This window comes from Xenococcus sp. PCC 7305, from assembly GCF_000332055.1.
GTDB lineage: Bacteria > Cyanobacteriota > Cyanobacteriia > Cyanobacteriales > Xenococcaceae > Xenococcus.
Window position 1 is genome coordinate 38,424 of record NZ_ALVZ01000214.1, and the last position, 21,480, is coordinate 59,903.

General features: G+C 39.3%; 15 protein-coding genes. 9 read left to right on the forward strand and 6 right to left on the reverse strand.

Annotated elements, in window-relative coordinates; translation table 11 throughout:
* Nucleotides 1-245: 245 nt before the first annotated feature.
* Nucleotides 246-1,547 carry a diguanylate cyclase domain-containing protein gene (locus XEN7305_RS18490; RefSeq protein WP_006511016.1) on the forward strand — a complete coding sequence of 434 codons (1,302 nt, stop codon included), beginning with the start codon at nucleotides 246-248 and terminating at the stop codon, nucleotides 1,545-1,547.
* 33 nt (nucleotides 1,548-1,580) lie between these two features.
* On the opposite strand, the gene XEN7305_RS18495 is transcribed toward XEN7305_RS18490, so the two are convergent.
* Nucleotides 1,581-2,408, reverse strand: coding sequence for a leucine-rich repeat domain-containing protein (locus XEN7305_RS18495; RefSeq protein ID WP_006511017.1), 828 nt, complete (start codon nucleotides 2,406-2,408; stop codon nucleotides 1,581-1,583).
* Nucleotides 2,409-2,716: 308 nt separating this feature from the next.
* On the opposite strand from XEN7305_RS18495, the gene XEN7305_RS18500 reads away from it, so the two are divergent.
* From XEN7305_RS18500 to XEN7305_RS18525, 6 genes are all read left to right on the forward strand, one after another.
* Entirely contained in the window at nucleotides 2,717-4,069 is a 1,353-nt protein-coding gene (locus XEN7305_RS18500; RefSeq protein WP_006511018.1) for an efflux RND transporter periplasmic adaptor subunit, read from the forward strand.
* A 151-nt stretch (nucleotides 4,070-4,220) separates the two neighbouring features.
* A complete protein-coding gene (locus XEN7305_RS18505) occupies nucleotides 4,221-7,535 on the forward strand; it encodes an efflux RND transporter permease subunit (RefSeq protein WP_006511019.1) in 3,315 nt (1,104 codons plus the stop codon).
* Nucleotides 7,536-7,898: 363 nt separating this feature from the next.
* Nucleotides 7,899-8,885 carry an SDR family oxidoreductase gene (locus tag XEN7305_RS18510; protein WP_006511021.1) on the forward strand — a complete coding sequence of 329 codons (987 nt, stop codon included), beginning with the start codon at nucleotides 7,899-7,901 and terminating at the stop codon, nucleotides 8,883-8,885.
* A 488-nt stretch (nucleotides 8,886-9,373) separates the two neighbouring features.
* Nucleotides 9,374-10,210, forward strand: a complete 837-nt coding sequence (locus XEN7305_RS18515; protein ID WP_144053316.1) for a bile acid:sodium symporter family protein — start codon at nucleotides 9,374-9,376, stop codon at nucleotides 10,208-10,210.
* A 380-nt stretch (nucleotides 10,211-10,590) separates the two neighbouring features.
* Nucleotides 10,591-12,663, forward strand: coding sequence for an adenylate/guanylate cyclase domain-containing protein (locus tag XEN7305_RS18520; protein WP_158500421.1), 2,073 nt, complete (start codon nucleotides 10,591-10,593; stop codon nucleotides 12,661-12,663).
* Nucleotides 12,664-12,791: 128 nt separating this feature from the next.
* Nucleotides 12,792-14,213 carry a mechanosensitive ion channel family protein gene (locus tag XEN7305_RS18525; protein ID WP_006511024.1) on the forward strand — a complete coding sequence of 474 codons (1,422 nt, stop codon included), beginning with the start codon at nucleotides 12,792-12,794 and terminating at the stop codon, nucleotides 14,211-14,213.
* 203 nt (nucleotides 14,214-14,416) lie between these two features.
* Here XEN7305_RS18525 and XEN7305_RS18530 read toward each other — a convergent pair whose 3' ends face one another.
* Complete coding sequence (locus tag XEN7305_RS18530) at nucleotides 14,417-15,841, reverse strand: aldehyde dehydrogenase family protein (RefSeq protein ID WP_006511025.1); 1,425 nt, start codon at nucleotides 15,839-15,841, stop codon at nucleotides 14,417-14,419.
* A gap of 187 nt (nucleotides 15,842-16,028) precedes the next feature.
* Here XEN7305_RS18530 and XEN7305_RS29440 point away from each other — a divergent pair, with 187 nt between their 5' ends.
* Nucleotides 16,029-18,023 (forward strand): serine/threonine-protein kinase, encoded by a 1,995-nt coding sequence (locus XEN7305_RS29440; protein ID WP_006511026.1) that lies wholly within the window; start codon nucleotides 16,029-16,031, stop codon nucleotides 18,021-18,023.
* A 9-nt stretch (nucleotides 18,024-18,032) separates the two neighbouring features.
* Here XEN7305_RS29440 and XEN7305_RS18540 read toward each other — a convergent pair whose 3' ends face one another.
* Nucleotides 18,033-19,076, reverse strand: a complete 1,044-nt coding sequence (locus XEN7305_RS18540; RefSeq protein WP_006511027.1) for a nitrilase-related carbon-nitrogen hydrolase — start codon at nucleotides 19,074-19,076, stop codon at nucleotides 18,033-18,035.
* Between the two features lie 54 nt (nucleotides 19,077-19,130).
* Here XEN7305_RS18540 and XEN7305_RS18545 point away from each other — a divergent pair, with 54 nt between their 5' ends.
* Nucleotides 19,131-19,514: a DUF4346 domain-containing protein gene (locus XEN7305_RS18545; protein WP_006511028.1), complete on the forward strand. Its 384-nt coding sequence runs from the start codon at nucleotides 19,131-19,133 to the stop codon at nucleotides 19,512-19,514.
* A gap of 150 nt (nucleotides 19,515-19,664) precedes the next feature.
* Here XEN7305_RS18545 and XEN7305_RS18550 read toward each other — a convergent pair whose 3' ends face one another.
* From XEN7305_RS18550 to XEN7305_RS18560, 3 genes are all read right to left on the reverse strand, one after another.
* The gene (locus XEN7305_RS18550) at nucleotides 19,665-20,030 is read right to left on the reverse strand and encodes a hypothetical protein (RefSeq protein WP_006511029.1); all 366 of its coding nucleotides are present in this window, start codon (nucleotides 20,028-20,030) and stop codon (nucleotides 19,665-19,667) included.
* Nucleotides 20,031-20,125: 95 nt separating this feature from the next.
* The gene (locus tag XEN7305_RS18555) at nucleotides 20,126-20,827 is read right to left on the reverse strand and encodes a TIGR04283 family arsenosugar biosynthesis glycosyltransferase (RefSeq protein WP_006511030.1); all 702 of its coding nucleotides are present in this window, start codon (nucleotides 20,825-20,827) and stop codon (nucleotides 20,126-20,128) included.
* A gap of 85 nt (nucleotides 20,828-20,912) precedes the next feature.
* Nucleotides 20,913-21,278, reverse strand: coding sequence for a phage holin family protein (locus XEN7305_RS18560; RefSeq protein WP_006511031.1), 366 nt, complete (start codon nucleotides 21,276-21,278; stop codon nucleotides 20,913-20,915).
* Nucleotides 21,279-21,480 lie beyond the last annotated feature (202 nt).

Here is a 21,480-nt window from a genome sequence, read left to right on the forward strand (position 1 = left end):
TTAGGAGTTGCCTAACACCTAAAACCCAATACCTAAAACCTTTGACTCGCATCGCCAAATCGTCCATTTTCTCCATTCCCCAGCGCGTAGCGCTATAAATAAAAGTTTGTGCCAATATGGAATGAGTAATTTTTTATTAAAAAATTGCCAATTTTAAGGCGGTATTAGATATCTACTTTATAGTTGTTAGTCTATTAATCTTGGTGGTCTTGACAGGTATATGGTAGTTAATCATTGGGTTGAAGATGAAAAAATTGATTCATTTCTGGAAACTTGATTTATTCCTAGCATTACTACACAAAAAAATTACTACGGTTATTGTTCTCTTATCTTTTATTGCAATCTCCATTGGTTTTTTTGGCACCAATCATTTAATTAATAGTCTTATCGATAATCAGGCTTTGAGCCGGGCAGAATTATCATCAAAAATATTAAGAGAATCTTGGTTTACCTATAGTCAAAATGTCGTCAATCGTCTCAAGGATCAAAATATTAAGGTAACGCCTCAATATCACAATATCCCCAATGCAATTCCTAATCCAGCAACTTATCTCATCGAATTAGGCGAAACCCTCAGCTCTCAAATTACTGGCACAGAACTGCAACTCTATAGTGAATATCCTTTTCCGTATCGAAAGGACAATGGCGGCCCTCAAGATAGTTTTGAAGAAGAAGCTCTACAGCATCTAAAAATAAATCCTGCTCAACCTTTTTTTCGTCGAGATAAGGTAAAAGATTTCGTATTATTTCGTTATGCCGAAGGTGTCACAATGCAATCGAGTTGTGTTGATTGTCACAATTCATACCCCACTAGTCCGAAAAAAGACTGGAAAGTTGGCGACCTACGAGGTGTTATTGAAGTTAATCAGTCTATTAATGATGTCATGATTTTTGCTGAGGATGGCATGAAAGTTATTCAGCTAAATATTGCCATAATTGTTTTTTTGCTTTTTATTAGCATCATTTCTGTAATTACTTATTTACGTAATTACAACGATATTTTGCATCAAGAAGTCCGGAAAAAGACCGAATCTTTGCGCCAATTAGCGGTCATTGATGGTTTAACTCAATTGGCCAATCGTCGGCAGTTTGATCACACATTAGAGCTAGAGTGGTATCGTTTACAAAAAATCGGCGAAAATCTTTCGTTACTAATTTGTGATATTGATTTTTTCAAGCAGTACAATGATACTTATGGTCATCAAGCAGGAGATGATTGTCTAAAATTGGTTGCTCAGATTATTGCTGATGGAGCAAAACGAAACGGAGACTTGGCAGCTCGTTATGGAGGGGAAGAGTTTACCCTGATTCTTCCTGGAACCGATGCAGCTGATGCGGCAATAGTTGCAGCAAGGATTATCCGAAATGTTCGCCGTCTTCAGATTGTTCATGAAAAATCTGACATCGACTCCTATGTAACTCTTAGTGTGGGAGTTGCTAGTTTAATTCCGAATAAAACTTGTCAACCCCAAAAATTAATTAAAATTGCCGATGATGCCCTTTACGAAGCTAAAAAACAAGGCCGTAGTCGTTTTGTTATTGGCTAGAAATGTTATACAAGGTAATCAATATAGAATTTTCTACAAGAAGCAGAGCGCATCACTATTATCAGGACAAACTTGATTGGAAGCTGGATTATTGTTCAGATATAGTTCCGATAGATTAGTCAGATTACCCAAGGGTCTCACATTAGAAATTTGATTGCGATCTAGATTCAACTTGCTCAAATTTATCAGAGAAGATAAAGGTCTGACATCGGAAATTTGATTAGAATTCAAATCAAGTTCATCTAAATTAGTCAAAGAGCTAAGAGCACTGATATCTGATATTTTATTTCTCCCTAGATAGAGCTCAGTCAAATTAGTTAATGATCCGAGAGGACTGATATCCGATATTTTGTTTTGGTTGAGACGCAGGATAGATAAATTAGGGAGAGAGGCCAAAGGAGTGAGGTCGGATACTTGGTTCCTCAGTAAACCGAGCAATGTCAAGTTGGTAAGAGATGCTAAAGGGCTAATATCTGAAACCTGATTATAACCAAGTTGTAATGTTCTTAAATTTGTTAGAGAGCTCAGAGGTGAAATATCAGAGATTTGGTTATTGTAGATAACAAGTTGCGTGAGATTTGTCAGAGATCCCAAGGGTCTAACATCAGAGATCTCGCTAGAAATAAGATTGAGTCTGGTAATCACATTTGCTCTTTTGGCAGCACTAGTGCAGTTGTCGACATTGATGGCTTCCATCACCGCTTTGATAGTGTTTTGGGTTTCAGCATCTAGTTTGTCTTGTGCTTGACACCAATCGAAAAAATTAGCATAAGATTCCTGAGCTCTTGCGGATGGAATTAGTAGAGAGTTAAGAGTTATAAAAGCACTTAAACAAGCGATCGCTTTATACTTGATCTGCATAAGGGAAAAATAATTAACCAGTGTGACTTTGCGCCATATTTTCTTGACTCCTCATAGTAACACCATAGCAGTTTGCCTGGGGCTACTAATTTGATTCAAATATTATTTCACCTAAGTATTTTGCAATCGTCAAAAAAAATTATCTTAATGATCAATCTAGATTATGCAAGAGATCATTTTGTCTTGAGCAATTTATAATTATTGTTCTGAATAATTTAGTCTCAAGTAGTATAGTAATAATACGGGGATTGAATTTAGAATTGAGCGGTATTAACATTTTTTCAGTATAGGTATACGGGATAAGGCTTATGAGTAAGGCAGAAACTAGTAATCCTTTTGCAAAGAAACTATTAGGTGCCGTCTTCGCGATACCTTTGTTGGTTGTTGGCTGTGGCGGAAAAGAAGCTCAAGCACCAGGAGCCAGGGCTGTCCCGGTGAAATTGCAGACCCTAGAGACGAGCACTTTGGTTGATAGTACGCAGTATGTGGGAACGCTTGAGGCTAGAGGCAGGGTTAACCTTGCACCAAGAATTAACGGTCGTATTCTCAATATCTTTGTGAGGCAGGGCGATCGCGTGACTCAGGGGCAACCCATAATTGAGCTAGAACCTACTCAGCAACAAGAAGATGTGAACGCAGCAACCCAAGCCGTCAATGTGCAGAAAGCGACGTTGGCCCAAACTCAGGCTCAGTTAGGCACAGCAGAGGCTGATCGAGCAGCAGCAGCAGCAGAAGTGGAAAGAGCGAGAGCTGATCTTCAAGATCGCGAAGCCGAAGTAAAACTTGCTCAGATTAATATTGAGCGCTCCGAAATGTTGGTTAAGGGCGGGGCTCAACCCCAACAGGATTTGGATGATAAAACCCGCAACCTTGCTACTACCGTTGCTCAGCGAGATTCTAGAAAGGAGGCCCTCAATTCTAGTATTAAATCTTTAGATGCAGCCCAGAAAAGAGTTGAACAAGCTGTTGCCAGTATAGAGAGTCAACAAGCAGCTGTCAGACAAGCTGAATCTGAATTAGGTTCAGTTAGCCAAAACTTGGCCTTCAATACGATCAATGCTCCGATTAGTGGCATTGTTGGTAGTTTTAGCCAGAAAAAAGTCGGTGACTTTGTAAATACTGGGGAGCAAATCACCACGATCACAGACAATCAACTTTTCTACCTCAATATTTCTATTCCGACAGAATTCCGCTCGCAATTAAAAGCAGGTTTACCCGTCAAAATTATCAAGAAAGATGGCACTGACGGAATTACAGGAAGAATGACCTTTATCTCCCCCGAAGTCGATCAGGACACCCAGTCTATTTTGACTAAAGTAACTTTTCAAAATGATGGCAGCCTTAGAGACCGAGAATATGTTCAGGTAAAAGTTATTTGGCAAGAAAATCCTGGAGTTTTGGTTCCCACAAGGGCAGTAACGACTCTTGGAGGACAGAGCTTTGTCTATGTAGCCGCACCAGGAGAATCGGAAGAAACCGAACTAGTTGCTAAACAACAACCAATTAAGGTTGGGACGATTCAAGGTCAGGCATATCAGGTGATCTCTGGGGTTGCCAAAGGCGATCGCATTGCGGTAACCAGAATCCTTGACCTCAAAGATGGCACTCCAATTACGGATGCTTCAGACGAGTCGGCGGCCAGTGAACAGAGCCTTAATTGATCATAACTTTTTACATTTGCCAACTACTTAAGTGATCTTAAGTAATCTATTTACTAGATAATAATTGTTCCTCCGTTTTATTCTTAAGCCGGGAAGCTATACTAAAATTCTTCTAAGGCTTGTCGCTTAAAAATCCTACTCCCGAAAATTGATGATATTTTCCATTGCCACCCCCTTTATCAAACGACCTGTTTTAACGACGGTTTGCACTATTCTAATTATTCTGGTTGGTTTGATTGCCATGGCACTATTGCCTTTGGATAAGCTGCCGGAAATTGCCCCCAAGCGAGTTTCTGTCACGGCAAACTATGTTGGAGCTGATGCCCAAACCACCATTGATAATGTTACTACTGTTCTAGAGCGGGAAATTAACGGGGTAGAGGATGCGAAATGGATTGACTCTTTCACCGATAATAATGGCAATGCAACTATCAATATCAGCTTCCCTGTAGAAAATGATAGTAATATGGCTCAGGTATTGGTGCAAAATAGGGTTTCCCAAGCTCAAGCCGAATTACCTCAGACAGTTTTGGCTACAGGACTCAAAACCGAGAAGCAATCTCCTAGTATCACTTTGGCCTATGCCTTCTACGCAGAAAAAGATGAGAACGGAGAGTTTCCCTATGACACTATTTTTATTAACAACTATATTGATCGTTACGTTTGGAATGACTTAAGAAGAATTAAAGGGGTCGGTAGCATAACGCTTTATGGAAGTTCTACCTATGCAATGCGAATCTGGGTTGACCCCGACAAGCTAGCGGCTAGAGGTTTGACGGCATCAGATGTGGTTAACACTATTCAAGAGCAGAATTTTGATATTGGGACAGGCGCCATTGGGAAACAGCCTGCTTCATCTGAACAGGATTTTGAGTTTCCTCTAAAAGTTCAAGGCCGCTTTACTACCCCGGAAGAAGCAGAAAACATGGTAGTGAAAGTAGGTGATAATGGGGAGTTGATTCGTATCAGAGATATTGGCAGAGCCGAATTAGGAGTACAAAATTACGATACCAGCTCCTATGTTGACGATAATCTGCCGGCAGTTACGTTATTGATCTATCAGCTTCCTGGAACTAATGCCCTCGATACTGCCGAGGCTGTAAAAGCTAAAATTGCCGAGCTAGAACCTTCTTTCCCGCCTGGAATTAAGCAGGCAATTATTCTAGACAATACTTTGTTTGTTAATGCTTCCCTTAAAGATTTGGCAATTACTCTGATTCAGGCGATCTCTTTGGTTGTTTTGGTAATCTTTGTTTTCTTGCAGGACTGGCGTACGACAATTATCCCAGCGATCGCGATTCCTGTGGCGATGCTAGGGGCCTTAATTGCCGCTATGGCTCTTGGTTTTACCCTCAATAATATGAGCTTGTTCTCTTTGATTCTGGCAACAGGACTAGTAGTAGATGATGGGATCGTCGTGGTAGAAGGAGTCTCAACAAAGTTGTCCCAGGGGATGAGGCCAATGCAGGCAGCTCTTGATTCGATGGAAGAATTGTCAGGGGCGATCGTTGCGACCTCTTTGGTCTTAATCGCAGTATTTGTTCCGGTGTCGTTCTTCCCTGGTAGTACAGGGGTAGTTTATAAGCAATTTGCGTTAATTATGGCCGCAGCAGTGGCATTTTCTACCTTCAACGCTCTTTCTTTTTCGCCCACTATGGCCTCGATCCTCATGAAGCGTCAGCAAGATGTTAAGGGGCCATTGGGCAAGTTTTTTGATTTGTTCAATCGTTTCTTCGCTTGGGTAACAGAGCAATATCGAAGATTACTAGAACTGCTAACCCGTTTCAAACTAATCATTATTGCTATCTTCATTGCTGGTCTAGTGGCAACGGGGTGGGTGTACCAGAGCTTGCCTCAAGGATTTATCCCCGACGAAGATCAAGGTTACTTTTTCGCGATTATCGAAGCCCCAGCTGGAGTTTCCCTCAACTACACGAGTGAAGTTAGTCAACAGGTTCTGCCTGAAATTATGGAGTTCGAGGAAGTTGAACATGCCTTAGCCTTAAATGGCTTCTCCTTTGAAGGTCAAAACAGTAATAAAGCAATTATATTTATCAAACTCCATGATTGGGGTGAACGACCTGGGGCCAAACATTCTGTTTATGGGGTGATGAATCGCTTGAACGGGGTACTGAGCAAGAAAATAGATGGCGCGACAGTCCTGGCCGTTAATGCTCCTGCGGTTGATGGTCTGAGTAACTTTAGTGGTTCGGAGTTATTCATCCAAGATAGGCAATTGAAAGGAATGAGTGCTCTGATTGACAACACTCAGCGAGTTCTTCAAGCAGCTAATCAGCGCCCTGAGATTGCTGTTGCTTTCAGTACTTTTACCTTCGATAGTCCGATGCTAGAGGCGGATATTGATCGTGACAAGGCTAAAGCTCAGAATGTGGACATTAATGAGATTATGACCACGTTACAAACCTATCTGGGTTCTAACTATGTCAACCAATACGTATTAGATGGTCGTCTCTATCGAGTTTATGCTCAAGCAGAAAAAACCTCTCGTGCCAACCCCCAAGATATTTCCCGTCTTTATGTGCGATCGCGAGATGGAGCTTTGATTCAATTAAGTAACTTTGTGGCAGCACAACCGATTTCTTATCCTCCCATTGTGACCAATTACAATGTCTTTTCTTCAATTAAAATCAACGTAGCACCTGCACCAGGTTATAGTTCAGGACAGGTAATTGCAGTGATGGAGGAAGTAGCAGAACAAACCTTGCAACCAGGCTTTGGTTATGAATGGACAACTACAGCTGCCGAGGAAAAAGCTGCTGGTGGGGCTGCTCCGATTATCTTTGGTTTAGGTTTTGTGGTGGTGTTCTTGGTGTTGGCCGCTCAGTACGAAAGTTATATTGATCCCACCATCATTATGCTTACCGTCCCTCTAGCTATTTTGGGAGCCTTGGGAGGAATTTGGTTAAGGTCGATGTGGCAAGGTTTGCCTTTTAACCCAGGAGCAGGAATTTGGCCGATTCTCAACAATAATATTTATTGTCAGGTAGGGTTAGTAATGTTGATTGGGATGGCAAGTAAAAACGCTATTCTAATCGTAGAATTTGCCAACCAAGCAAGAGCATTGGGGATGAGCATTACCAAAGCAGCTATTACTGCTGGAGAACAGCGTTTGCGTCCGATTCTCATGACAGCTTTCTCTTCACTATTTGGTTTCTTACCTTTGGTAATTGCTGATGGTGCTGGAGCCCTGGGTCGTTGGTCTTTGGGAACAGCTGTTTTTGGAGGCTTGGCCGTGTCCACTGTTTTATGTTTGTTATTTGTTCCCAACCTTTATATTGTGATCAAAACTTTGGAGCAAAATTTCTTGAAAGGAGGTAAAAAACCTAAAGGTGGCAAACGCGGTGGTAAAGGTGGTTCTTCGCGTAAACCCAAAGAGCCGCCAATTACTTCAGCTCCAGATGATTCACCTGTTCCTAGTTTTAAAACTTCTACGCAAAATGAGTAATAAGTAATAAGTAATGAGTAATAAGTAATAAGTGAGAATTAAGTTTTATGTTTAAAGATTGGAATTTTGATGATTGGGCAAATCATATTTTATTTTTCTTGACTGTTTTAATTTTGCTTTATTCTTTTATCTTTGTTTGATAGTGGGGTTGTGCACCTCACATATATGCCCCATATAACTATGGGGTCGCTTTTTAAGTCTTTATTTATTTGTTATCTGTGATAATTAAAGATGAAAAGCTTTAAAATAGCCTTTAATAGTAGTGATCGCATTTTTATCTTTTATCATTTTGAGCGAAACAATCAGGCTTTCTTTGGTAGAATCTTAGAGAAAGATTACAAAATGTTAACAAAAAAATATTAAATGAAGTTATTAATAATTGGTGGTACTGGCACTTTAGGAAGACAAGTAGTGCGTCATGCTCTAGACCAGAACTACGAAGTATGCTGTTTAGTGCGTAGTCTTAACAGAGGTTCTTTTCTCAAAGAATGGGGTGCTGAATTAGTTAAAGGAGATCTTTGTGAGCCAGAAACCATCGTTCCTGCATTAGAAGGCATTGATGCAGTTATTGATGCCGCTACTACCAGAATTACCGATTCTCTTAGTGTAAAAGCGGTTGATTGGGAAGGTAAAGTAAATCTTATTCAAGCTGTTAAGAATGCGGGAATAGATAGATATATCTTTTTCTCGATTCTCAATGCCCAAAAGCATCCTGAAGTTCCTTTGATGGAAATCAAGCATTGTACCGAACTCTTTTTGGCGGAATCTGGCTTGAACTATACGACTCTGCGTCTTGGTGGGTTTATGCAGGGGTTGATCGCCCAATATGCAATTCCCATTTTGGATAATCAAGTAGTCTGGATTACTGGGGAAAGTACACCAATTGCCTATATGAATACCCAAGATATTGCTAAATTTGCTATTCGTGCCTTAGAAGTCCCAGAGACTGAAAAGCAAACTTTCCCCGTTGTGGGAACTAGAGCGTGGGAAGCTTCTGAGATTATGAGTCTTTGTGAAAGATTGTCAGGTGAAAACGCTAGAATTTCGAGGGTCTCTCTGACTGTATTGCGTTTGATGCGTCGGGTTACTCGTTTCTTTCAATGGGGACAAAATACCGCAGACCGTTTAACTTTCGCTGAAGTTTTTGCTAGTGGCAACGCTTTTGATGCCGAGATGAAGGATGTTTATCAGACTTTTGGCATTGCCAAAGAAGAAATAACGACTCTTGAAGAATATATGGATGAGTACTTCACTCGCATCATGAAGAAACTCAAAGAAATCGACTACGAGAAAAATAGAAATAAGAAGAAAAAGAAAAAACCTACCAAACCTTATCGTAATCAGTTTTAATCCTCCTTTCGCAAGTCCAAATATAGCGCTAAAGGATTACGTATTTTTCTTAATTTGGCGATCGCTGAGTAATATATTTGCGATCGCTAATTCCTAGTTGTATCTATTTAGAAGTATTTCAGCTTTAAACCCCCAGAACGCGATCGCATTTTTGTCATTTCAAAAAAAATGGATTTTAATTGGAGTGAATAATAGCTTTAAAAGAGTTTTTTGATATGACTAACTCACCCTACTTAGATTTCATATTGTGATTCAAGCGGGAAAACTGGCAGGAATTGTCCCTCGATTTCATTCTCATCAACTAGAGCGCTCGAATAATTCATGATATCTAAGTTAGACAGCTAAAAGTCCTGCCATCTCCTCGACAGTAGCTTTAGCTAATGTTACTTATTCTTTTCTATTTCAAGCTCTACTTCGTTAACCTAACAATATCCTTAGATATCTAATTTTTATAGCTCATGAGTCCTTCAGAATTAATCCTCTTTTTCATGAAAACTAGTGTTATTCTGTCCGTTTTTGCGATCGGATTAGAGGCTACTTTCAGAGACATCTCCTATTTTCTTCGTCATTCTAGACAGTTTTTATTGTCATTTGCTTCTATTTATCTTTTCGTTCCTCTAACAGCGGGAATTATTATACTGATTTTCAGCGATATTCACCCTGCTGCAAAAATTGCTATTTTTTCCCTTTCAGTTTCTCCTATTCCACCCCTACTGCCAAGAAAGCATCTTAAAACAGGAGGAACTCTGTCCTATATTATTGGGCTCCTTGTAGCTATGTCTCTGCTGGCAATTATTGTTGTTCCTTTGCTTGTTGAAATTTTTTCCCTAGCTTTTAATCGACCAGGAGGGATTTTTCCTTCTGCAGTTGCACAAGTCGTTCTCAGCATAATATTAATTCCATTAGCTATAGGTTTAATATTTAGGTATCTACTTCCTAATATTGCCGACAAAGTAGCAAGACCAATACTTTCAATTGGTTCTGTTTTTTTGCTATTTGGAAGCTCATTTATCTTATTCAAAGCTTTTCCGGCGATTATTTCCCTAATTGGCAGTGGAACAATTTTTGCAATCATTCTCTTTGTTGCCATAGCATTGGCAATTGGTCATACATTCGGGGGCCCAGTTCCCAATGATAGAACAGCTTTAGCCTTATCTACTGTTTCTCGTCATCCTGGGATAGCACTAGCCATTGCAGGGATTAATTTCCCAGACCAAAAACTTTCTCTAGCAGCTGTGATTCTTTATTTGGTGATTAGTACAATCGTTACCACTATATATTTAAAAATTCGTCAACGCTCATTACAACAACCAGAAAAAAATTAGATGCTGTCTAAATTTTATCGGCAAAAACACTCTATAAAGTACTATTTTTGTTGGGAGTGGGGACAAAAGTAAAAAAGCATTGTTTAGCAGATTGAAGCTACAATCTTTCTCCATCCTTTTTCATTTGCCTCCATAGAGCGCTGGCTAAACAAGAAATATAAATATATGTAATATGTTGTACAAAACTCAGCACAACATAGTATTATCTTGGGGCAATGACCAGAATTTTTTTGTACTAATAATTCTTTTTTTGTCGGGCAAAGAGAATACTAAATATACTCTTGTCTAACAAAGATTTATTCTAAATGAAACTTTTTTTTAGGAAATTAGCATCTATTACGAATTCAGTTAGCATTCGTTCTAAATTGCAAACGCTAATTTTGTTTGCATGTTTATTTGCCTTTACCATATCGGGCTATATTAGCTACTCAACTTCACGGGAAGCCCTCGAAGATAGTATATATGGCAAACTCGCCGCATTAAGAACCAGACAAGCAGCAGCACTTACTTCTTATACAGAACGTATTGCTCGCGAAGCAAAAATTTACAGTAATTCATTGGGTGTGCGACGTGCGTTCAGTGAACTCAAACAAGCTTATCAAGAATTAAACAATCAATCCCTAACTTTTGAACAGACAGAGCAGTTAAAAAGATTCTATAAAAAAGAAATTTTTCCAAGACTAAAGTTGGTATCGAAAGGAGAACCTATTATAGATGCCTACATTCCTTCTAACCCAGCTGCCCAATATTTACAATATTATTATTTAGCTTCTAATCCTCATCAGATTGGGACAAAAGCAGAATTGAATCGAGCAGGTGATGAGAGTAGTTACAGTAATGTTCATGCTCAAATCCATCCTCGGCTTAGAAAAGCTGCTGAGGAATTTGGATATTACGATTTTATACTTGTTGATGGGGAATCAGGAGATATTATCTACACTGTCTCAAAGGAAATCGATCTAGGCACCAATCTTCAAGAAGGATTATACTCTAACACCAATTTAGCCAGGGCATATAAAGAGGCTCTAAAAATAAGAGACCCCAATCACATAGTTATGGTCGATTTTGAGAATTATCGTCCATCCTATGATCGTCCCGCTGCTTTTATTGCTACTAATATTTTTGACAACAATAAATTTTTAGGTGTTTTAATTTTTCAAATCCCTATTGAATCTATTAACCAAGTAATGACTGTTAATCAAAAATGGCAAGAGGTTGGGTTGGAAAATACAGGGGAAAGTTTTTTAATTGGCCCGGATTTGTTAATGCGCTCGGAACCTCGTCTTTTCATAGAAAATCCAGAGCGATATTTTAGTTCTTTACTGAAAGCAGGCTACTCAAAATCTCAGATAGAAAGAATTAGGGATTTGAACACACCGATTTTGCAGCAAAAAGTAAAAAATAATATTACTGAAAAAGTGTTTGATGGTGAACAAGGAACTGAAATCAGTAAAGATTTTAGAGGAGCTACTGTTCTTTCTTCCTATCAACCTTTAGAATTTTTAGACTTAAATTGGGCTTTGATTGCTCAAATCGAGGAAAAAGAGGCTTTTGACCCGGTGAATAACTTGAATCGTCGTATCATCATTGCTGCGGCAGTTATTCTACCGTTAATGGCGTTGATTGCTAATTGGTTTTCTAATCTTTTTACTCGACCTATTGAATATTTATTAGGAGGCACAAAAAGACTAGCAGCGGGGGAAACAAATGTACGCGTAAAAATTGATGGTTTTGATGAATTTGGGCAATTAGCCAACTCTTTTAATGTCATGGCTCAGAAATTACATGAAAAAGAACATCGTCTTCAGGAGCAGATTCGACAAAATGAGAATTTATTACTCAATATTTTGCCTCCTTCTGCTGTAAAGCGAGTTCAAGAGGGTGACATGTATTTTGCAGATAGTTATTCTGATGTATCTCTGCTTTACGTAGATGTAGAAGGGTTTAATAATTTAACGTCTAAAGTTACACCCCAAGAAGCAGTAGATTTGCTCAATGAAATGATTGGAGCTTTCGATGAAGCCGCTGACAAATACGGAATCGAGAAATTAAAAACTATAGGCACTACTTACATTGCCGTATCCGGTCTATCTATACCCAGAGTTGATCATGCTAAAAAAGCTGTTGATTTTGCGATTGAGCTTGTGGAAATAATTCAGAAATTTAGTCAGAATTATAGTTTTCCAATTACTTTGGGCATAGGCATCCATTCTGGATCTGTTGTCGGGGGGATAGTTGGTAAATCTAAATTTATTTACGAGTTATGGGGTGATGCGATGAAAATAACCCATGGCATATATGCCTCGCCAGAAACTAATTCGATACAGGTAACAGAACAGGTTAAAAATGCATTAGATAAAATTTACCATTTTGAAAAAGTTAAGGATGTATTTATTAAGGGAATTGGTTCAATTCCTGTTTGGGTTCTCAAAATTACATCGCAGAAAATATAACTAAGTGCAGATGAAAATACTCAGTTGTTATTCATAAGTTATATTAACCAAAACCGTCATTTTATAAACTTAATGGAAAAAGTTTTTATTAAAAAATTCCACTGCCCTACTATGTAAAAAAACGAAAAATGCGAGAAAATTGGTTATTTTGGAGTTTTATATCTGCTATTCTCTTTCCTTTACTTATGATTCTCTTAGGGGAAATCACACTAAATCTAGAGCGAAAGCAAAATCGAATTGCCAATTTAATAAAAATCCTTCGCAATTTAATAATACCTTTTTCTGCTCTATTTGTTATCCAATTTAAATTACTGCAATTACCTAAAAATAGTATTTTTCTCAGGTTTACTGAGACTTTTCTCTGGATTATCTTAATTTATTTTGGTTTGACTCTTATCAATCAAATATTATTCGAAGATGCTCAACAAGGTACTTGGAGATCTAATGTTCCGAAATTACTTTTAGATCTGAGTCGAACTTTTTTAGTCTTAATAGGCGCAGCAGTTGTTTTATCTAATGTATGGGATGCTAATCTGGGGCGATTACTCACGGCTCTAGGAGTAGGTTCACTTGTTATTGGTTTAGCATTACAAGATAGTTTAGGTAATATTTTTTCCGGAGTTACTTTGCTTCTTGAAAAACCAATCAAGATTGGAGATTGGATAGAATTGGGAGACATACAAGGACAAGTCTATGAGATCACCTGGCGTTCAGTTCATATTTATACTCGTCAAAGGGATTTGGTGATTGTGCCTAATTCAGAACTAGCTAAAGGCAGTTTTCGAAATTATAGTAGCCCTGAACCAATACATGGAGTTGAAGTGGAAATCAAGTTCTCATGTAATGATACCCCAAATAGGGTAATTGAAGTTCTTAGAAAAACCGTATTAGACACCAAGGGAGTCCTTCGAGAACCACCGCCTAAAGTTCGATTAACATCTTTGGATGATTGGTTTCTTATGTATAAGACAACATTTTTTGTGAAAGATTATGTTCAAGGTATTGAAAGCAGACATGAATTCCAGTTACGCATGTGGTACTCATCTCAACGTTATAATTTGACTATGCCTTATCCCACCACTTTAGAGTACCAATCATCTATTCCCATTGCTGATGAATATCCCCAGAAGGCGCTCGATATTTTAAAACAAGTTCCGGGATGGGATTCACTTGCTCCAAATGTCTTGTCTGAGGTTTTAAAATATTCAATCTTTGAGAATTATGCTCAAGAAGAAGTGATTGTTAAAGAGGAACAATTACTTAGAGGTCTGTTTATTGTACTTGAAGGAAAAGTTGCCTTGTCTTTTATTAATTCATTTGGTCAGACAAAAATCGTTGGTCATATTCTTCCTGGAGAAATTTTTGGGGAAAAGTCTTGTCTCCTCTCCGGACAAAGAAGTGATGTCACAGCAACATCATTAGTTGACACTGAGCTAGTAATTATTCCTATTGAGCTTTTGCAATCTAAGATTAAACAGTTTCCTTTGTTGGCAAATAAGCTAGGGGAAATTATGGAATTGCGGCGACAACTTATCGTCTCACTAAGCTAGAATCTCCTGCCCATGCTCTGAGAATTTCTCCAAAAATCAATGCCATAAAGGTCATCGAGAAGCTGTTAAAGAAAAATGTTGGTGACCAGTTTTTTCACTGGTGAATTTAAAATATTATAGTGATGGTTTGAGAGATTGCTATTCTTTAGAGGTGGAATTGTTAACATGCTGGACTTTTAGCTAATATCGAGCGTCTTTATTTATTAAATTGGATCAAACCACCAGGGATCGGCAAAAGACTGAGTTTTAATTAAAAAAGCTTTTTTGCGCATAAACCGCTTCAGAGCAGCTGCACCCATGCGAGAGCCCCCAATTCCTGAAAACTTGAAGGCATTTTTCTCTGCTTCATGGATAAAGGCCGTTAGGCCAGCATCATTAATGCTAATTGCACCCGCATCTAGACCTTCAGCTACAGATATGGCCTCTGTTTCTGAACCAGCAAACACCGCAGCACTTAATCCATAGCAAGTATCATTCGCCAAAGATATCGCCTCTTCATTGCTAGCAAAGGGCATGATTGGCATAATCGGAGCAAAAGTTTCTTCGCTCATAATTTTCATGTCATGGTTTACCTTGGTTAATACTGTGGGAGGACACCATAAACCACCAGCTAATTCTGCGACTGCCCCGCCACAATGAATTTTTGCCCCTTTCGCGATCGCATCTTCTAGATGTTCCGTAATGATCTTGGCCTGTTGTTGGGCAATAATAGGGCCAATTTCTCCTGATTCCGTCACAGGGTAATTGAGCTTGAGTTTTTTTGCTTTACTCACCAGTTGCTCGACAAAGTCATCAAAAATAGATGCGGCGACATATATCCGCTCAATGGAGAGGCAAGATTGTCCTGAGTTAATCACAGAACCCCATAAAATAGCTGAGCTAGCCAAATCAAGATCCGCCGAAGCTAGAACAATAGCGGGATCTTTGCCTCCCAATTCTAAAAATGCTGGGATAAATCTGGCGGCGGCGGCGGCGGCGACTTTTTTCCCTGTAGCGACACTTCCTGTAAAGCAAACTAGATCTACTTCTGAGATTAAATCAGCCCCTATGTCCCCGGCTCCTTCTATATAGAGTAAAACATTGCTCAATTCAGGCACTGAGTTAATAGTTTTAGTTAAAGGAGCAATGAAGCGAGGGGCAATTTCACTGGGTTTGGCGATCACCGCACAACCAGCTAATAATGCGGGAATAGTGTCAATGGTCGAGAGCAATAGGGGAAAATTCCAGGGGCTAATCACTCCCACTAAAGTATAAGGAACTAATTGCTGTTGCAGTTGAATAAAACTAATCGCTGTAGTTTTATCAGGCTCGGTCGACAATAATTCTGGTGCTAGGCGACACCAGCGATCTATGCCAGAAATCACAGAGTCAAACTCAATCAAGGTTTCTGAGTATCTTCCCGTATCTTGAATTAAAGACTCTATCAGCTCATCTTTATGTTCTATAAGTGCTTGTTTCCAATCTTGTAAAGCCTTGATACGTCCTGCTATGCCCAACTGTTGCCAAGCAGTTTGAGACTCTCTTAGGCGATCGCATTTTGCCCTGAGCTCCAAGCTCGTCAAAGGATGAATCCAGTAATCAACCTTAAGCGATCGCGGATTACGAACCTGAAGAATTTGTTCATTCATGTGCAAAATAAATTACCTAGCAAGAAACAGGGGAAAAAAAGACACTGTGAGGCATAGCGAAGAAAGAACACGGACTGAGATTATTTAAAAATTATCTTTAATGTCGTATTATACATTGGCGAAACCATTGTTAATAGTCGGTTTTTATCTTTAAACAACTTCTTTGATGCAAAATAGCTGCCTAAACATGTCAAACTTCTGTCTCAACCCAGCCTGTAGTAACCCTCGTAATTTAGAGCAGAACAAGTTTTGTCATGGCTGTGGTGGTAATTTGACAGAAACTAGCCAAAGCTTCCTATTTGAGAATTACCGAGTTACCAAACTTCTAGGAGAAGGCGGATTTGGGCGGACTTATTTAGCTGAATATTTACGCCGCTACAATGAGCCAAGGTTGATTAAAACCTTAATCACTAATGGGCAAAAACAGACTCAGCAAAAAATCAAAGAACTATTTACCAGAGAAGCAGCACAACTTTATCAGTTAGATCATCCTCAGATTCCCAAATTATATGAATATTTTGAAAAAGATAATAACCTATATTTAGTTCAAGAATTTATCGACGGCATTAATCTCCGTGAAGAATTAGAGCAAGGTAAACCTCTTTCGTCACAAAAAATAGAAACTATCTTGCAAGAACTTTTGCCCGTACTTACTTATATTGAAGGCCAAAATCTGCTGCACCGTGACATTAAACCCGAAAATATTATGCGTCGCCATGGTGATGGTTTGTTAATGTTGATTGACTTTGGCGCAGCGAGGGTGAAAACTGGCATAACTCCCACCGTGTTAACGACTATCTATACACCTGGTTATGCTGCCATAGAGCATATGATGGGGAGACCAGTTAAAGCCAGTGATGTTTATAGTCTAGGAGTTACTTGTATTCGTTTGTTGACTGGTTGTTTGCCCAGCAGCACAAGCGATCCGATTTATGATGATAATGAAAATTGCTTTTGCTGGAAAGAGTACCTACAGGAAAACAAGATTGAGGTTAGTCCGCGATTAATCGCAATTTTGGATAGGATGGTCGCCTCTTCGCTCAAAGATCGCTATCCCGACTCACAGGCTGTGCTCCAGGATTTATTGCGTCCTCTATCTCCTCCTCCTGTACTGCTATCAACAGAGCTGCTGGAAAATGAGCAGCATTCTACTGTGCCTTCTCCGACACTATCAATAGAAGAAGCCAAGGAGCAGCATCCCCATGTGCCTCCAGCTGTTTTTGTTTCGGCGCAAACTTTAAGAAAATCTTCTGTAAGATTTGGCTTGATCGCTGTTTTAGCTAGTTTTGTAACTGGTCTGATCGGAGTAGTAGGTTATTTATTATTAATTAATCAGCCTGAACTTGAAGCGATAAATACTACTCAAGAATCCATTGATAACAACAATCTTCTTGTGGAAAAGCTAGAAGCTCAATATAACAAGGGAAAATATCAAGATTGTTATCAGTCGGCCGCGAAAAATGCTCATCAAGGTCATAATCAATTGCAAGAATGGCTCGGAAAATGTGGTTTAGCAGCAGCAAAACTCAAAGCAAATGCTAATAGTTATAGTGGTGCGATCGCAATTGCCCAAACCATACCGAATACAGTACCCAACTACCCAGAAGTCAAAAATAGTATTAATGAGTGGTCAGAAGAGATACTAAACCATGCAACAAAAGTTTATCAAACAGGAAACATTGAAGAGGCTATTAAAGTTGCTGATCTGATTCCTGATAATAGCAGTGCCAACTCTAAAATTCCCAATATAATAGCCCAATGGAAACAGGAAGAACAAACTCGTAGAGAAGTAAAAACTGTAGGGGCAGAATATCATCGATTGCGCGATCTCCTGGCTGCAGAAAAATGGCAGGAGGCAGATGAGGAAACTACAAGGATGATGTTGCGAACTGCGGGGAGGAGCCAAGAAGGATGGTTTCGGAGACAAGATGTTAATTTTTCCTGTGAATATCTACAAACTATTGATCAACTCTGGTCAGAATCTAGCCAAGGGCAATTTGGTTTTAGCTTGCAAAAAGAAATCTGGCAGCAAAATGGCAGCCCAAGTGATGCTCGTGGTAAGGATAGTGTTAGTGAGGGAAATCAAGGTAGCCTTCCCAGTGATATTTGGGAAGGGAAATGGGGAATGTGGGATGTCACCTTGGTAGAATTTTTTGCTAACGCTGCAAAATGCAATCTTTAAAAGAATTTTTTAGATTAATCCTTGTTTTTTTAACCCCTCGATAGTTGCTTGCTGTGTCTCGATAAAATGCTGGCGGGGAATTTCTCCTGATTGCATATTATTGGCCGGATAAAAATGGGGCAAATCGTAACTTTGTGTATATAAACTTGCTCGATGTCGCGACAAAAGATTTTTGATTCCCGGTCTTCTACGATCGCGCCTCAAAGCTGCTAGATCAATCTCTGCATAGGCGGCCATGCTTTCTCCTGAACCTGTCTCGGCCAGGACAATTCCCCGATAATCAACAATTTTCGAACCGCCATCTACCGACGAAATAGGCACCGGACTATTGGCAATGCCTGCGGTGTTGGCCGAAATCACATAGGCCATATTTTCTACTGCCCGCGAAATCTTAGCTGCTTCCTTTGGCGATCGCGCATCACCGTAAACTTCCGAGGTGGGATGAAGTAAAATCTCAGCTCCCCGCATGGCTAAAGAACGCGCTACTTCAGGAAACAAAATCTCATCAGATGCGATCGCAGCAAGATTCCCAATCTCTGTTTTCGCTACAGGAAAAGCTCCTTCCAAGCCATATAAATCCAGATATTTATCCCAAACATCACCGGGTGTGGGGGTATAAACAGAATTTAGCCGCCGATAGCGCAAGACCATTGCCCCCGCAGGATCGAAAACAAAACAATTTTGGAAATAAAGATTCGGAAAATTGGGGTCTAGTTCATAGGCGTTGCCCGCCAGAAAAATATGATGCTTCTGAGCTATTTTCGCCAAATCATCATAAAGGGGATCATCCATCTCCAGACAAGCTTTGGCTGCCCAACCTGAGACGCTTTCACCCATGGGGAAACTAGTGAGCCAATATTCAGGCAGTACTACTAAACGACAGTCTGCACCAATAAACGCACGGGCTGCTGCAATTTGGGGATCTAAACGGGCGATCGTTTTTTTTATCAGCGATCGCACTTCTGTTTTATCGGTTGCATGATTAACGGCGTGACAGGTCACTTGAAGAGCCAAGGCTCGGAATGAATCGATGCGATCAGAGTTTGCGTTCATTTTCCTTCCTGAAAATCCTGCTATTATACATAATTACAATTTTTCGTAACTTTAATGAGTGAACTTAAAGAAAAAATCAAAGCGATAGACGATAAACTATCCAAAAGGCCAATAGCCCTTGACCCAGGAGGTTATTATGTCATTTATATCGATCGCGAAGCTGAATTGATTTGTGCCAAGCATTTTACGAATATTATTAACGAGCGTGGTTTAGCTGTCGATCCAGATACAGGAGAAGTTATTGCGGCTAGAGGAAAAGTTACCAGAACCGCAGAAACGCTCTACACTGCTAGAACTGCCAAAGAGCTCTGCGTCAAGGTTATTGAAGAGGTGAATCCTTGTCCGATTACGATGCTAGATCATACTGCCTATCTGGGAAGAGAATTTATGCGTGCTGAATATGCTCTAGTAACTGGGGAAGATTATATTCAAGACTAATACTAAGTCGCGTTCTAAAGTGTAATTTTGTATCTCGCGCAAAGACGCAAAGACACAAAGGGAATTAAAAATGATCTTACGTCTATGTAAGCAGGTTAGTATAAAGATAATTTCTTTTTTAGACCTTGTGATTCATGTAGTAGTTTTAGCCTATATATTTCCGCCAAAACCAAACACTTTAGCTGTACCTACTAGCAAGGCTACAATTAACCCCACTAGAACGCCGCGATTAGCAAATTCTTGATTAGCTACCCGTTTATCAATTTGCTCAACTTTTGCGTCCAAGGTTTTGATTTGACCTGAAAGTTTCTCGTCTAAAGTATCAATCCGACCTTCTAGTTTTGCCTGCCCTACTTTAATCTCTTTTATTTCTTCTAGGATTTTGTCCTGTTTAGATTGCATATCTATAGACATTCTATCTTGCTTAGACTGCATATCCATAAACATTCTATATTGCTTAGACTGTATATCTTTTAAGATTTCAGCAATATCAATTTCAATTTTTGGACTGTTCATTTTGGATTATTTTATTATAAAAACTGAGTTTACCTATTTCTGGAATTTATAGCACTACGCATTTTGGTTAGGACATTAGCAAAAGCTCAAACCTATCATTTTGCAATATTTGAATAAATTTTCCTGAGCCTATCAGAGGATATACCAGCATAATAACCAATAATCATCAATTGATTGATCAAGGTAGTTCGCCATACTCCCAGTTTTTCCCAACGACGAGCCGAGGTTGTCACCGCAGCAGGAGCGATCGCGATTTTTCCCCGACGTTTTAGTTGTTTGACCAAGGCAAAATCTTCCATAATTGCGAGATCTGGAAAGCCACCAATGTTATTAAAAGTTTCTTGCTTCATAAATAATGCTTGATCGCCATAGGGAAGCGACCATAAATGCGATCGCAGTTTCACCATCATCTCGATAAATCGTACAGCTTGCCGTTGACTATCAATTTTCAATTCAAACGCACCAGCAATCACATTAGGTTGCAATAAAATATCTTTGATTAATTGATCGTAATTGGTTGGTAATTGGGTATCTGCATGGAGAAATAACAAAATATCCCCTGTTGCGATCGCCGCCCCAGCATTCATTTGATTAGCTCTTCCCTTACTTGGGCAATCAATCACAATCACATCTAGTTCTTGCGCGATCGCGACTGTTCTATCAGTACTGCCGCCATCAACCACAATAATTTCGACTTCAGCCGCAACCATGTGATTTTTCAGCTCAACCAAGGTATTTCCAATATTTTTCGCCTCGTTGAGAACTGGAATAATAATGCTGATTGGAAGATTTGTCATTGTCAGGAGACGTGGTTCTTATCAAAATACCCCTCTAACATATCAAGTAGAAGGGTATTTCTCAGGAATCAAATGTAGAAACAAATTACACGGGAACAATATGGTGAATGATCGAATTAACCACACTGAGAGCCAATGAGCCAATGAACACACTCATGATACCCCAGCGCAATCTAAACCCCTTAACCAGAAATGCTGCTAGCCCAAAAATAAAAACATTAACAATAAAATTAAATAAACCAAAGGAAACAAATTGGAGAGGAATGACGATAATTTTAGATAAAGGATTATAGAGAACCAGATTCGCAATGAAATTTAAAATTCCAAAAACAGCCGCAGAAACCAGTGCTTTTTGGAAATTATCTATTTCTACTCCTGTAGGTAATTTAGAAACAATTATCAATGACACCGCAGTAATTATTAAGCTAATAATAGCTCCAACAAAATTCATGGTGAGTACTCCTAAAAATATTAAAAGATTTAGTAACACCCATATATTACAGTCAATGCCTAGTCTTCTAACCTTCAACTACATAATTCTTTGACCATTGCTAATGCCGCTGCGCGGAAGTAATAAGTAATAAGTAATGAGTAATAAGTCTTGATACATCAGCTTTTTACTCCTCGTTGATAGATAGCTTATTTACGCCTAC